The sequence below is a fragment of the Pseudoalteromonas sp. TB51 genome, from assembly GCF_000498055.1.
Lineage (GTDB): Bacteria > Pseudomonadota > Gammaproteobacteria > Enterobacterales > Alteromonadaceae > Pseudoalteromonas > Pseudoalteromonas atlantica.
On record NZ_AUTO01000299.1, the window covers coordinates 25,969 to 39,873 of the forward strand.

The window sequence follows — 13,905 nt, forward strand, 5'->3', positions numbered from 1 at the left end:
CTTGTTAACCAGTTTAAAAAATCAAAAATTTAAACTGGTTAAATTTCGACCAACATCAACCACATACAAATTAGTTGTAATTTATACAAGCAATTGCCTCGTATTTCCTATACAATGCGCGCCTCTTTAAATTCGTTGAGGCGTATTAATGTCAGAACCAGTCACGTTTGAATCTCTAAATCTTTCTCCTGCAATTTTAAAGGCAGTTGAAGAGTTGGGTTACAAGACACCATCTGAAATCCAAGCTCAATGTATACCGTTATTGCTAGAAAGAAAGGACGTACTGGGACTAGCACAAACGGGTACAGGTAAAACTGCAGCATTTGCACTGCCGTTACTAAACAATATTGACCCGTCTGTGAAACAGCCACAGATCCTTGTACTCACACCAACACGTGAGCTTGCGATCCAAGTTGCTGAGGCATTTGAACAATATGCAAAAGGTACTCGTGGTGTTGAAGTATTAGCACTGTACGGTGGCCAAAGCTACAGCATTCAATTAAGCGCACTTCGTCGTGGCGCACAAATTATTGTTGCTACTCCGGGTCGATTAATCGATCACATAAACCGTGGCACTATCAAGTTTGATGCTTTACAAGCACTTGTACTTGATGAAGCCGATGAAATGTTACGTATGGGCTTTATCGATGATGTTGAAAACATCATGGAAAAAACACCGCGCGAAAAGCAAACATGTCTTTTCTCTGCGACCATGCCTAAGCAAATTCAAAACATCAGCAGCAAATATATGAATAACCCTGAACAGGTTCATATTTCTGCGCGTAACTCAACTGTATCATCTGTTGAGCAAGTGTTTTGGAATGCACACGTACATAAAAACAAAGCCATTGTTCGTTTCTTAGAAGCAGAGCAATACGAAGGTGCTATTGTTTTCGTACGTACACGTAACGACACTGTGCAACTTGCTGAGTTACTAGAGCGCGAAGGTTTCTCTGCTGCGCCACTTAATGGTGACATGAACCAGCAAGCACGTGAACGCACGGTAGATCGCTTAAAAAGCGGTATGCTAAACGTTGTTATTGCAACAGACGTAGCAGCACGTGGTCTTGATGTAGACCGTTTAAGCTTAGTTATCAACTACGATATTCCACAAGACTCAGAAGCCTACGTTCACCGTATCGGCCGTACAGGTCGTGCTGGTCGTACTGGTAAAGCAATTTTATTTGTTAAGCATAACGAACGTTACTTGCTTAAAAATATTATTCGCCATACTAAGTCTGAAATTGCACAAGTTGAGCTACCTACAGCTAAAGTAGTTGAAGAAAAACGTATTAATGCGTTAAAAGAAAAGCTTACGCTTGCTCTTGAAAACAAAGACATTACGTTCTTCAATGAAGTTGCTGCTAGCATGGCACAAAAACTAGACTTATCTTTAGAAGACCTAGCGGGTGCATTACTGTGTTTAGCACAGCAACAGTCGCCAATTAAAGTTGAAGAAGTTAAGATTCAACCTCGCAACGAGCGTAATACACGTAACGAGCGTGGCGATCGTAATGACCGTCGTCGTAACGAACGTGGTGACCGCCCTGAGCGTAAACCTCGCGAGCGTAACAGCCNCAGGCCCTATGGATACTTACCGTATCGAAGTGGGTCGTGAGCACGGTGTACAGGTTAAAAACATTGTTGGCGCGATTGCTAACGAAGCTGATATCTCAAGCAAGTTTATTGGTGACATTCGTCTACACGACAGTCACAGTACGGTACAATTACCGCAAAACATGCCTAAAGATGTACTTGATCACTTCCAAAAAGTGTTTATTTGTAAACGCCCAATGGGTATGACACTAACACAAGATCAAGGCCCAGCTGAGCCACGTGGTGAACGCGCTGAGCGCCCAAGTGGTGATAAAAAGCGTAGCTTTAACAAAGACAACCAACGTGGTGATAAGCGTGGCGGTCCTCGTAAAGAACGTCGCCCTGTGAGCTTCACATCTAACTAAGCTTTATAGCTTACGTTATAAAAAACCTTGCCACGAAAGTGCCAAGGTTTTTTTGTTTTAAAGCCACTGCTTCAGTAATAACAAAAATCCTGTAAACTAAGCTAATGCTATAATTCATGGACGAATTAAAATTGAAAAAGATTTACGACAACTTGCTCTTTGTAGCAATAGTACTCCCCATTTTATTATGCATCACTATACCTATTTTAATGGACTTTACAGACCCACCATTCATCTCAAATGAACTATACGACGTTGTTTTCTTTATAACCCTCCCTATTATCTGTTGTGCACTATTTATCTATTTAAATATACTTATATTCAATAAATATAGACGCTGCAGTAAATATAGAGAATCACTCAAATACAATTTCTCAGATACTAAAATGAAATTAGAATCCATTTTCATGTACCCATTATCCCCTTTATTAATCTATGGAATACTCTATATTTTTATCTCTGATCCTATTAAATTATGGGCTTACTACACGCAAGGCGATTATTGGTATAAGGAATATATCCTGACCGATGTACAAGAATGTGGGTCTGATTATGAAGATAGTTGTACTCGTTTATACTTTAAAGACCCTACAACTAACAAAACGCACGACTTTAGATGGTACGACGATAAGTCTACAATAATGAATAACAAAAACGATTATGTGTATATTGTTGGTGAGGCGAGTTTATTTGGCTATACAGTGAGAGAATTAGAAAGGTAATTAACACTACTTTTTACATTGCTGCATTTTTATATAAAAAACCTCACTCCAGTGAGTGAGGTTCATAAATTAAAGTTTAAGTTAAGGTAACGCCGGATAAACGTAACTAGCATCTAACCCTAACGGAATACCGAGTGCCCAATACCCTAGCAAGAAAATACTCCAGCCAATCATAAACGCGATTGAGTAAGGGATCATAAGCGCGATAAGCGTGCCTATACCAGTATCTTTTACGTACTTTTGGCAGTACACCACAACCAATGGGAAATACGGCATAAGTGGGGTAATAATGTTTGAGCTAGAGTCTCCGATTCTGTAAGCCGCTTGGGTTAAATCGGGTGATATACCTAGCTGCATTAACATTGGTACAAAAATAGGCCCCAGTAATGCCCATTTTGCTGAGCTTGAGCCAACGAACAAGTTTACAAAGCCGGTTAAAAATATAATACCCACAACCGTTACGGCGCTGGGCAACTCCATTGCTTTTAAAAGCTGCGCCCCTTCAATGGCCATTAATGCCCCTAAGTTAGACTTAGAAAACGCAGCAATAAATAACGCACAAAAGAACGCCATTACAATGTAATAAGCCATGCCACTCATCGCGGTACTCATCGCATCTATCATATCTTTTGAGGTTTTAAAGGTACCAACGGTAAAACCATACACGGCACCGGGTATCCAAAATAATAAAAAGATTAAAGGCACGATAGATTGCATCAGGGGCGATCTAAAATTAGTTAGTGAGCCATCAGCACTGCGCATTGCAGAATCGGCAGGAGCGGATACAAATGCAAGTAAAGCAAGTCCTGCAATCATTACGCTACTGGCTATAAAAAAAGCACGTTTTTCATCACTTTTAGCTTCATCAAACGCGGGTAAGTTTTGGGTGTCTTCATTAAGTGCTGTGTTTTTTAACCGAGGCTCTATTATTTTGTCAGTGATATACCAGCCTAATAACACAATAAATAAACTCGAGGCAGAAGTGAACGCCCAGTTATTAAGGGGGTTAATCGACATATCGGGGTTAATAATTTGCGCTGCACTTTGGGTAAAGCTTTGCAGTAATGGGTCTATTCCTGATGGGATAAAGTTAGCGCCAAATCCACCACTCACACCAGCAAATGCGGCTGCAATACCCGCTAATGGGTGNTCGCCCTGCGGCAAAGAAAATAACACCCGCTAATGGGATCACTAATACGTAGCCAGCATCGGTTGCTGTATGGCTTACAATAGCTACCAAAATGACTGAAGGGGTTAGCAGTTGCCTTGGGGTAACTTTAAGCATTAGCTTAAGGCCTGTATTGATATAACCTGAGTGCTCAGCCACTCCCACACCTAACATGGCAACCAGTACCACCCCTAGCGGTGCAAAGCCGGTAAAGGTTTTTACCATGGAAGATAAAAACGAGGCGAGTGAGTCGCCCTCTAATAGGTTATTTACAACAATGGCTTGGCCTGTCCGTGGGTCTAACGCGTCAAAGCTCACCCCCGACAGTAACCACGAGCACAACCAAATAAGTAACATAGCGAATAAGAAAATAATCGCCGGATCGGGAAGTTTGTTACCAACTCGCTCCACAAAGTTTAAAAAACGCGCGATTAACCCTGTAGGTACCGCAGCTTGATTATTATTGTTCATTTAAAGCTCCCAAAATAGGTTTAAGTAACAATATACTATTAATGTGTAACAGTAAATTAACCAATAAATCTATTATGGGCACAAATAGAGCATAAAAAAACGCGGCTTCGTTATCGTCGCCGCGTTTTTATAATTGTGAACTAAACATCGGTTAAGCGAGGGCTTTCACTTCTTCCCAAAGCCTAACAACCAAGGTTTTATCTTCTTCGTTTAGCTCGCCATTGCGGTATGCTTTTACTAAGCTTTGTTCCACGGTTTCGTTGAGCTCATCAATAGAGATTGTCAGCTCTTCTACTTCTGCATAGCCTACTGCAAGGTCGTAATGTCCGCGCAAGTAACCACCAGCGAACAGCTCATCATCTGTTGCTTTAATCACTAAATCATCAAAGTATTGCTGCGCAGCATCAATATAATTCACTAAACTCATTGTGTTACTTCTCCTGGTTTTCATAACCGACAGCATACATAATATGGTCGTTATAGCCGGTGGTTACTTTAATGTAACCTGTTAATTCATCATCTAAAGCGCTGTCGCCGGTGTCACAAATAAGTGGACGCCCGTTCAACGCGTGTAATTTGGTTTTAGTTGCCACCACAATAATGTTTTCTTTGCCAATAGTGCGAATAAGCTCCGGGCTTAGCTGCTGATTCCCTCGGCCAAAAATATGGCCTTGCCCGCCTATTAATGTAATAACTAATTGAGTAGCTTGCCCGTGCGTGTACTCAAGTAGCTGTTTAGCAGTTAAGTCTTGCGCAACTAGGGTTTGATCTTTAATTAAATCTACGCCTAATAAAGTATTATCCAGCCCCATTTCTTGCATTATTGCTTCAACAGTTGAGCCACTACCCATAATGTAATAAGTGTCTTCATCCATTTCGCTCACCACATGCGCTGCAATGTCGGCAAGTACTAATTCGTCTGTTTCTTTACCACCATTTTTAACCGCTTGTACATAACGTACTTCGCTTGGTATTTGCATTTCTCCGTAGCGCTTAGCTTTTACGGTGCCTTGCCTAAACGCCTCTTCATCAATATCCATTACATCGGCATCTGCAAGTGTAACTAGCTCGCCTTTTACTAGCATTTCTACTACGCGCCCTGCTGCTTTAGGTGTAATTGCATATACGCCAGAGTGAATTTTACAGCCAGCAGGTATACCCAGCACTGGTACGGTATCTTCTATGGCATGACAAATATTGCGCGCAGTACCATCGCCACCAGCAAACAGGACTAAATCTACGCCTAAATTTTTAAGTAGTTTAGCGCTAGCCTCTGTATCATCGGCGCTTGTTACGGTATTGGCGGTATAAATTACTTCAACATTAAAGCCTAGTGCGCGTGCTGCTTTTTCGCCCATATCGCCATTTACAGTATAAATTGTTAACTGCTCTTTATAGGGTACAAGTACTTCTAGGGCAGCCTGTGTGCGGCTGTTAGCTTTGGCTTGCGCACCCAGCTCAATTGCCTTTGCAGCAGTGTTTTCGCCATCACTGCCTTTTAAAGCAACGCTGCCACCAAGTCCTGCAACAGGGTTAATAATTAAGCCTAACTTAAACTGCATTTTGTAACTCCTGAGGGTGGTGCCAATTAAATTGTTGAGCGGTTAACGGCCACGGTGTTTTATAAAAATCACTTAACGCTTTTAATAATGCATGGGTACGTGCGTTAACTCCCTGCTCTAATAACATTAATACTTGCTGGTGTACTCGCGCCTGAAAGTCAAACCGACAAGTTTGCTCACCGTTCAAGTTATCTACCGACACATTAAAATCAAAGCCAGCAGCGGTGCTGAGCAGCCNTGGCTTGTGGTTTTATTTCTACGTTTTCAAATTCAGCCTGCTGGTGTTTATCTCGCCCATCTGGGCAGTACCAATACCCATAATCTTCAAGCTCTCTGCGTTTATTGCCAGCCACTAACCAATGCGCTATTTCATGTAGGGCACTGGCGTAAAAGCCGTGTGCAAATACAATTTGATTAAAACCATGGGTATTATTGGCAGGTAGATAAACAGGCTCATCATCGCCTTTTACTAAGCGAGTGTTATGGCTTTGATAAAAAACACTATCGAAAATAGATATAAGATCGGCTATATGATGCATAAAAACTGATTAATTCGTCTCGGTTACAGCGCAAAATTAGCGCACTAAAAACGAGACGAATTGTACGGGCTTTTACCTTTAAAGTAAAAGTGATGAGCGAGTTATACCTCTACTCCCGCCTCATCGCACTGCACTATATCGGTTTCTGTAAGTGCTTGGGTTATCCACTTTTGCAAAACAGGGCAACGCATCACAAAATCACAATACTGCTGCGCCGCTGGGGATAAGGTAATCTGATACGTTTTTAAACGAAGTACAATGGGGGCGTACATCGCATCGGCAATACTAAAGTCGCCAAAAAACCATTCATTAGGAAACATATCTTGCTGCTGGGAAAATATCTCATCAATACGTTGAATATCTTTTAGTGCAGCACTTGATAGCGTTACTTTACGTGTGGCTCTTATATTCATCGGCATTTCGTTTCTCAGTGCCATAAAGCCGGCATGCATTTCAGCGCTTAATGCGCGCGCTGTAGCTCGCTGAGTAATATATTTAGGCCACCCTGCTCCCGATAAATGGGCATCGTTAATATATTCACAAATTGCGAGCGAGTCCCACACTTGCAAATCACCATCAATTAACGCCGGCACTTTTTGAACGTGGAAGTGTTGTTTTAGTTCGTCGTAAAAGTTACTGGTGTCGAGCACAAGCTGGGTTTCGTCAAACGGGACACCAAATTTACTCATTAAATACCATGCGCGTAATGACCAGCTAGAATAGTTTTTATTACCGATAAATAATTGCATTTTGTATATACCAAAGTGAATAGGCTTCCCTACCTTACTAGGTGATTAAACAACCAACAACACTTTGTTTTTTATTCTTAATGTTAAATTTAAAGCCTCTAAAAAAACAGTATTACTATCAATTAGCTAACTGCGCATTTAAATGTTTTTTTAATAAACGGGTATTGCGGGTGTTGGCTTTAAAAAAAGCATCAAATATATCGCCAAAAAATGGAACTAAGCCGCCTACAAAATCAATCAGCATATTAATGATCATCTTCGTTTTTATGCGTTTACTTACGCCCAAACGCTGCGCCTCTACCAGTACATAGCTTGATAAAATAAGTCCTGCGGCATCACCTATAACGGGTATTAAACCAATCACAGCCTCTAAGCCAATATTAAATTTAGTAAAAGGAATGCCAATGCTGCTGTCTGTAAGCTTACTAAAGCGCTCTAGCCTTGCTATAGCAGCTTGGGTTTCAAGGTGTGTGTTATCGTGCTTATTATCGTTCATGATTACTCTCCTCCTTAAAACAGTATATAGCGCAAACTTGAACAACCCCTGAAAGGCTTAAATGCAAGTTACAGGCACAAAAAAACGCGGTCCCCCGCGCTTTTTTAAAATATTAACGGTTAAACAGAGCCGTTAATTGGTCCATATTCGTGGTTAACATGTGGGTTTTGCCCGCGCTGGCGCAGTAAATGGTCCATTAAGGTGATGGCCATCATTGCCTCAGCAATAGGAATTGCACGAATACCAACACACGGATCGTGGCGCCCTTTGGTGATCATCTCTACTGCTTCGTTTTCAGTATTAATACTTTTACCTGGAATAGTGATACTTGATGTAGGCTTAAGCGCAATAGAGGCAATAATATCTTGCCCTGTAGAAATACCAGCAAGTACGCCACCCGCGTGGTTTGAGGTAAAGCCTTCTGGGGTTAATTCATCACGATGCTCTGAGCCTTTCTGCTCTACCACATCAAAGCCATCGCCAATTTCTACACCTTTAACGGCATTAATGCTCATTAGTGAATGCGCAATCTCAGCATCTAGCCTATCAAATACAGGCTCGCCNTAGCCACTACTTTTACTTTAGCGCCCACTGAGTCACCTTGCTTTTTAAGGTCTCGCATGTACTCATCAAGCGCTTCTAGCTTACTTGCATCAGGGAAAAAGAATAAGTTGTTTTCAACTTCATCCCAGTCGTAACTTTCGGCTTTTATTGGCCCAAGTTGGCTTAAACATGCTTTTACTTCAATACCATGAAACTGCTTTAAGTATTTTTTAGCAATTGCGCCTGCCGCTACACGAATTGCGGTTTCACGCGCAGAAGAGCGACCACCGCCGCGATAATCGCGCAGGCCGTATTTGTGCCAGTAAGTGTAATCGCCATGACCTGGGCGAAACACATCTTTAATTTTACCGTAGTCTTTTGAGCGCTGATCGGTATTTTCGATAAGTAAACCAATGCTTGTGCCTGTGGTTTTACCTTCAAAAACGCCTGAAAGAATTTTTATCTGATCGTCTTCTCGGCGCTGCGTTGTATAGCGGCTTTGCCCAGGTTTACGACGGTCTAAATCAATTTGTAAGTCAGCCTCTGTGATCTCAAGGCCTGCGGGAGTACCATCTACAACACCGCCTAGGGCAACGCCGTGGCTCTCACCAAAGGTGGACACTTTAAACAACTGCCCTATGCTATTACCTGCCATTAACTTTCCTCATTCCTAATGACTACAAAAGTTGCCGAGCATACGCTCGGCCTAAAATTTATTTTGCAAAATACGTATCAAGCTGCGCTTTGCTTATTACAAATACACCTAAGCCGCCTTGCTCAAACTCAACCCACTCAAATGGGGCGCCCGGATACAAAGCATCCATATGTACCATAGAGTTACCAACTTCTACAAATAACAAACCGTTATCAGTTAGATGATTGCTAGCATGCTCTAAAATAGTACGGGTAACGTCTAAGCCATCATGCCCAGATGCTAAACCAAGCTCAGGCTCATGATGAAATTCTCGTGGTAAATCAGCCATGTCCTCAGCATCAACATACGGTGGGTTGGCTACTATTAGGTCATACTTTTGCCCTGGTACACCACTAAATACATCTGACTGAATAGGCAGTACGCGGTCACTTAGCATATAGTCGTTTATGTTTATATCTGCTACTTCAAGCGCTTCATACGAAATATCAACCGCATCTACTTGCGCCGTTTCAAACGCCTGAGCAAGCGCAATAGCAATACAAGCAGAGCCTGTGCATAAATCTAAAATACGGTTAACGCTTTGCGGCTGCTCAAGCCACGGTGAAAACTTATTAGCAATAAGTTCAGCAAACGGCGAGCGCGGAATAAGCACACGCTCATCAACATAAAATGGCATGCCCGCAAACCAAGCAATGTTTGTTAAATAAGGAACCGGCGTGCAGTCATTTATGCGCTCTGCGATTAACCCTGCTAGGCGGTTTTTTTCTGTGCTTGTTAACCGCGCATGCATTAACTCTTTGGGGGCATCAATAGGTAAACTTAGTGCAGGAAGTAATAAGCTAACAGCTTCATCCCACGCGTTATCTGTGCCATGTCCAAAAAATATTCCACTACTTGCAAATTGGCTTGTAGTCCAGCGTAACCAGTCATGTAACGTTGACAGTTCTGCAACAGCTTCATCAAGTGTTGCTTCTTCTATTTGTAAATCACTCATATTTTTTACCTGTTTTAGCTAACTGACTGTTTTGAGTCTTTGCGACGATTGCATTGCCTAACTGTGCTGAGCAAATTACAATTGCCCCTCACCTTTATATTGTACCGCCTTTTGCGCTGCGTTTTTACGTTTTTTTGTTTAGGTAAAATTTATGAAAAAAGACATCTCATCACAATCGTCCCTAAGCAATGACGACATTGACCTTTTTCGCCAAACAATTACAGGCGCTAAGGTGTTTAAACAAGATACCCATAGGTTTGATACAAAACCTAAGGTGTCACAAGCGAAGCAATTTGCCCAGCAAAAAAAGCAGGTTGAGTCTGAATTTTTCTTCTCTGACGAATATATTCCCGATATAGACACAAATAGCACCATTAATTACGTGCAAAATGGCCACGACTCTTTTTTAGCAAAACAGTTACGACGCGGCGACTTTGCGCCCGATTTAACACTCGACCTGCACGGGCTTAATAAAGAACGTGCAAAAGATGAACTCGCGGGGCTTATTCACGAGTGCAAAAAACAGCATTATTACTGCGCGTGCATAGTGCATGGCATTGGCGAGCGTGTTTTAAAACACAAAGTACCGCAGTATTTGGTACAGCACCCCGATGTAATTGCCATGCACCAAGCACCGCTAGAATATGGCGGGCGCGGTGCCGTGCTGATTTTAATTGATTTACCGCAAAGCGATGAGTTTAGACGCTAATTAAAGGAAGAATACGTGCAAATTTTTTCGATTATTTTTCCCTTAATTTTTATTGTCGCACTGGGCTACACCTGTTGTTATTTTAAGTTTTTTAATCAGCAGCATATTGCCGGCTTAAGTAAATTTACTTTTTATGTGAGCTTACCCGCCTTTTTAATGCTCAATATGTCGCAAATAAATTTGCATCAAAGTATTAGCCTCGAAGCATTTTTAAGCTTTTATATTCCTGTATTAGCGGTATTTGCTTTGGGCATACTTATTGATAGGTACTATTTAACTAAACAAGCCAATGCTGGAAATTATCAACAGCATAGTGTGTTTGGTCTTGCCGGTAGTTATTCAAATATGGTGTTAGTGGGTATACCCATTGTTATTGCTTCACTTGGCAAAGACATGATTGCTATCGCCTTTATGATCATCACATTTCATAGTACGCTGCTTTTTGCGTTAACTTATTTAATAGGCGCGAAAGGAAACACAGCTGACTTCTCGTGGGCAAAATTTGCTAAAAACATGGTCCTTAACCCTATTGTGTTAAGTATTGGCTGTGGATTACTTTTAAATGTGTCGGGAATTACATTATTTGCGAATTTAGCCAATGCCTTAGAGCTACTCGCCAGCCCTGCTATTGCATGTGCTTTATTTGTGTTAGGCGCTAATTTGGTGCTTTATAAGGTGGCAGCAAATTGGCAGCCGGCCCTTATTTCTTCACTGTTAAAAATACTGATTTTGCCTGCTGCTGTGTGTGTAGCAGCTACGTGGATGTTTGTACTAGATACGCAAATTCGTAACGTACTGGTATTGCTAAGCGCCTCGCCTGTTGGCGTTAATGCGTATTTAATTGCAAGCCAATTAAATACGCATCAAGTTACGCTCGCCGGTGCAGTGGTGCTTTCAACGGTGCTTAGTGTTGTAAGCTTTTCGTTTTGGCTTGCTGTGCTTTTATAAAATCGCTTATTTAAGTGCGGCCACTACCGAAATTTCGACCAATAGCGCATCGCGCGCCATTTTAGCTTCAACACAGGCGCGTGCTGGTGCATAACCTTCTGGCACCCATGCATCCCATACTGCATTCATATCGGCAAAATATTCCATGCTCTTAACGTAAATAGTTGCGCTTAGCATATGCTTTTTAGAACTCCCCGCCTGCTCAAGTAAGGCCTCTACTTTGTCGAGCATAGTTTGCGTTTGCTCTGTAATGTTTTGCTCTGCATCGCTGCATACTTGTCCGCATAAATAAACGGTTCCATTATGTTTAACTATACGGCTCATGCGCGCACCCGTTTCAAGGCGTTCTATACTCATTGTTATCTCTTTTCTCTATATGTTGGCAGGCGCGTTAATATTTACATATTCACTGCGCTGTGATGTTTCGTCATACTGAATTACAGCAACTGCTGCGGTGTTAAAAATAGGCATATTACCCGGGCTGAGCTGATCAACTATATAGCTCACAATAGGCATATGGGCGACCACCAACCAGGTATTACACTGAGGATGCATGGCAATAAGTGTTTCTAAATAATCAGCTGCTATTTGTGGCTTTCCCTCGGGGATTATGTCGCTACAGGTTTCACTAAATTTAAATACATTGTTTTTTTCAACTTCTTTAGCCGTTTGCTGCGCGCGCGAGTAAGGACTTACCAATAACGCATCAACAGAAAAGTGTTTGTGTAGCCATAAGCCCATTTTTTCTGCTTCTGCATGGCCTTTCGGAGTTAGGTTTCTTGCTGCGTCGTTAGCTTGCATCGGTGTCGCTTCGCCGTGGCGCATAATTAAGATTGTTTTCATAAAAAATCAACCGATTAATGAATATAAAACAGTAGCCAGTTTGCCCATTTGTCCGCTATATTAACTATTATTCCAAAGAATAATTCTCTCATGATATTCAGGTAAATCTTTTCGCTATTTTTTCGCTGTCCTGAAGCTATCATCTGTTGTTAACAAGTAAACGTCTAGTTTCAGGAGCATCATTTGAATATCAGCCGCAATGATAACAGAGCATACCGCGCCATTACACTCGACAATGGGCTAAAAGTATTATTAGTGCAAGATAAAGATTCAACTAAAGCCGCTGCTTCTATAGCGGTTAACGCTGGCCATTTTGATGACCCCCTTGACAGGCAAGGCCTTGCACACTTTTTAGAGCATATGCTTTTTTTAGGTACCGACCAATACCCTGATTCTGGAAGCTTTAATAATTTTGTGTCTCAATCGGGCGGGAACACCAACGCCTGGACCGGCACTGAACACACGTGCTATTACTTTGATATTAATAACCAAGCCATTGAAAAAGCACTTGCGCAATTTAGCCGTTTTTTTATTGCTCCATTATTAAACCCAGCTGAAACCGAAAAAGAACGTAATGCCATAGAGGCTGAGTTTAAATTAAAAATAAAAGATGATGGGCGTCGTATTTATCAGGCTCATAAAGAAACCGTAAACCCAGCCCACCCCTTTGCTAAATTTTCGGTGGGTAATTTACATACCCTCGCCGATAGAGAGCGCTGCATTAGTGACGAGTTAAGAGATTTTTTTAATAAGCACTATCAAGCGCAGTGGATGACACTGGTAATTTGTGCCAACGAACCGCTTGATACACTCGCGCAGTGGACGCATCGTTATTTTAGTGGCATTAATGGCCATAAAGGTGCGCTTAAAGCCCCTATTGAGGAGCCATTATATCGCGCGCAAGATATTGGCAAAGTACTGCACATTGAACCACACAAGCACATGCAAAAACTCATTATTAGTTTTGCTATGCCAAATATCGATGACTTTTATCGCCACAAAACCGTCAGCTTTATAGCCCATTTACTAGGCTACGAAGGCGCAGGCTCGCTGTACTCTATTTTAAAAGAACAAGGGTGGATTAACGCACTTTCTGCCGGCGGCGGTATAAATGGCAGTAACTTTAAAGATTTTAACATTAGCATGGCGCTTACCGATGAAGGCATTGAATACTTTGAAGACATAATAGAAATTGTGTTTGAGTATATTTGTCTAATCAACGATAACACCGACAAACTACCGCGCCTGTATCAAGATAAAAAAAACCTGTTACAAATTGCGTTTGATAACCAAGAAAAATCGCGCTTAATAGATTGGGTAAGTAACCTAAGCATTAATATGCAACACTACGACGAAGCTAACTATGTGCAAGGCGATTACTTAATGGAGGGCTTTAATAAAGCCACTCACGAAATGGCGATGCAATGGCTTACCCCGCATAATATGCGCTTAGTACTTATTCATCCAGGCGTAGAGGCAGAGCACACCACCGCGTGGTACAACACCCCTTACAAAGTTGAGCCAATTTCGCCGCATTGGCTGGAG

11 protein-coding genes and 4 pseudogenes are annotated in these 13,905 nt (G+C 41.8%); 5 read left to right on the top strand and 10 right to left on the bottom strand.

The annotated features are described in order from the left end of the window. Positions 1–148 precede the first annotated feature (148 nt). Positions 149–1,961: pseudogene (locus L650_RS0118000) on the top strand (DEAD/DEAH box helicase). A gap of 407 nt (positions 1,962–2,368) precedes the next feature. After that, entirely contained in the window at positions 2,369–2,683 is a 315-nt protein-coding gene (locus L650_RS24640) for a hypothetical protein (RefSeq protein ID WP_223230602.1), read from the top strand. An 81-nt stretch (positions 2,684–2,764) separates the two neighbouring features. On the opposite strand, the pseudogene L650_RS0118010 reads toward L650_RS24640, so the two are convergent. The 8 genes and pseudogenes from L650_RS0118010 to prmB all read right to left on the bottom strand — a co-directional run bounded on the left by L650_RS0118010 (position 2,765) and on the right by prmB (position 9,860). After that, positions 2,765–4,322, bottom strand: a pseudogene (locus L650_RS0118010) (AbgT family transporter). Positions 4,323–4,473: 151 nt separating this feature from the next. Beyond that, a complete protein-coding gene (locus L650_RS0118015) occupies positions 4,474–4,749 on the bottom strand; it encodes a YfcL family protein (RefSeq protein ID WP_004587288.1) in 276 nt (91 codons plus the stop codon). 4 nt (positions 4,750–4,753) lie between these two features. Next, positions 4,754–5,884, bottom strand: a complete 1,131-nt coding sequence (locus L650_RS0118020) for an ATP-NAD kinase family protein (protein WP_029773968.1) — start codon at positions 5,882–5,884, stop codon at positions 4,754–4,756. Beyond that, positions 5,874–6,423: pseudogene (locus L650_RS0118025) on the bottom strand (elongation factor P hydroxylase). The gene L650_RS0118020 and the pseudogene L650_RS0118025 overlap by 11 nt, the downstream one beginning before the upstream one ends. 101 nt (positions 6,424–6,524) lie before the next feature. Then, positions 6,525–7,172 (bottom strand): glutathione S-transferase family protein, encoded by a 648-nt coding sequence (locus L650_RS0118030; protein ID WP_029773969.1) that lies wholly within the window; start codon positions 7,170–7,172, stop codon positions 6,525–6,527. A 118-nt stretch (positions 7,173–7,290) separates the two neighbouring features. After that, the gene (locus L650_RS0118035) at positions 7,291–7,668 is read right to left on the bottom strand and encodes a DUF4112 domain-containing protein (protein WP_024031891.1); all 378 of its coding nucleotides are present in this window, start codon (positions 7,666–7,668) and stop codon (positions 7,291–7,293) included. A 119-nt stretch (positions 7,669–7,787) separates the two neighbouring features. Then, positions 7,788–8,866, bottom strand: a pseudogene (gene aroC, locus L650_RS0118040) (chorismate synthase). Positions 8,867–8,924: 58 nt separating this feature from the next. Then, positions 8,925–9,860: a 50S ribosomal protein L3 N(5)-glutamine methyltransferase gene (prmB, locus tag L650_RS0118045; protein ID WP_004587294.1), complete on the bottom strand. Its 936-nt coding sequence runs from the start codon at positions 9,858–9,860 to the stop codon at positions 8,925–8,927. A 151-nt stretch (positions 9,861–10,011) separates the two neighbouring features. On the opposite strand from prmB, the gene smrB reads away from it, so the two are divergent. Further along, entirely contained in the window at positions 10,012–10,569 is a 558-nt protein-coding gene (smrB, locus tag L650_RS0118050; RefSeq protein WP_024031888.1) for an endonuclease SmrB, read from the top strand. A gap of 15 nt (positions 10,570–10,584) precedes the next feature. Then, on the top strand, positions 10,585–11,517 hold the full coding sequence (locus tag L650_RS0118055; protein ID WP_029773970.1) for an AEC family transporter: 933 nt from the start codon (positions 10,585–10,587) through the stop codon (positions 11,515–11,517). Between the two features lie 6 nt (positions 11,518–11,523). On the opposite strand, the gene L650_RS0118060 is transcribed toward L650_RS0118055, so the two are convergent. Both L650_RS0118060 and sixA read right to left on the bottom strand, forming a co-directional pair. Beyond that, positions 11,524–11,874, bottom strand: coding sequence for a RidA family protein (locus tag L650_RS0118060; RefSeq protein WP_004587297.1), 351 nt, complete (start codon positions 11,872–11,874; stop codon positions 11,524–11,526). Positions 11,875–11,889: 15 nt separating this feature from the next. Continuing rightward, the gene (gene sixA / locus L650_RS0118065; RefSeq protein ID WP_004587298.1) at positions 11,890–12,360 is read right to left on the bottom strand and encodes a phosphohistidine phosphatase SixA; all 471 of its coding nucleotides are present in this window, start codon (positions 12,358–12,360) and stop codon (positions 11,890–11,892) included. A 183-nt stretch (positions 12,361–12,543) separates the two neighbouring features. Between sixA and L650_RS0118070 the strand changes: the two genes are divergently transcribed. Further along, positions 12,544–13,905 (top strand): insulinase family protein (locus tag L650_RS0118070; RefSeq protein WP_174380548.1); only part of this gene is annotated, 1,362 nt, incomplete at its 3' end.

Excerpts from the sequence above, each read along its gene's own strand:
- L650_RS24640 (WP_223230602.1), top strand. The coding sequence starts at position 2,369 with ATGTACCCATTATCCCCTTTATTAATCTATGGAATACTCTATATTTTT.
- L650_RS0118015 (WP_004587288.1), bottom strand. The coding sequence starts at position 4,749 with ATGAGTTTAGTGAATTATATTGATGCTGCGCAGCAATACTTTGATGAT.
- L650_RS0118020 (WP_029773968.1), bottom strand. The coding sequence starts at position 5,884 with ATGCAGTTTAAGTTAGGCTTAATTATTAACCCTGTTGCAGGACTTGGT.
- L650_RS0118030 (WP_029773969.1), bottom strand. The coding sequence starts at position 7,172 with ATGCAATTATTTATCGGTAATAAAAACTATTCTAGCTGGTCATTACGC.
- L650_RS0118035 (WP_024031891.1), bottom strand. The coding sequence starts at position 7,668 with ATGAACGATAATAAGCACGATAACACACACCTTGAAACCCAAGCTGCT.
- prmB (WP_004587294.1), bottom strand. The coding sequence starts at position 9,860 with ATGAGTGATTTACAAATAGAAGAAGCAACACTTGATGAAGCTGTTGCA.
- smrB (WP_024031888.1), top strand. The coding sequence starts at position 10,012 with ATGAAAAAAGACATCTCATCACAATCGTCCCTAAGCAATGACGACATT.
- L650_RS0118060 (WP_004587297.1), bottom strand. The coding sequence starts at position 11,874 with ATGAGTATAGAACGCCTTGAAACGGGTGCGCGCATGAGCCGTATAGTT.
- sixA (WP_004587298.1), bottom strand. The coding sequence starts at position 12,360 with ATGAAAACAATCTTAATTATGCGCCACGGCGAAGCGACACCGATGCAA.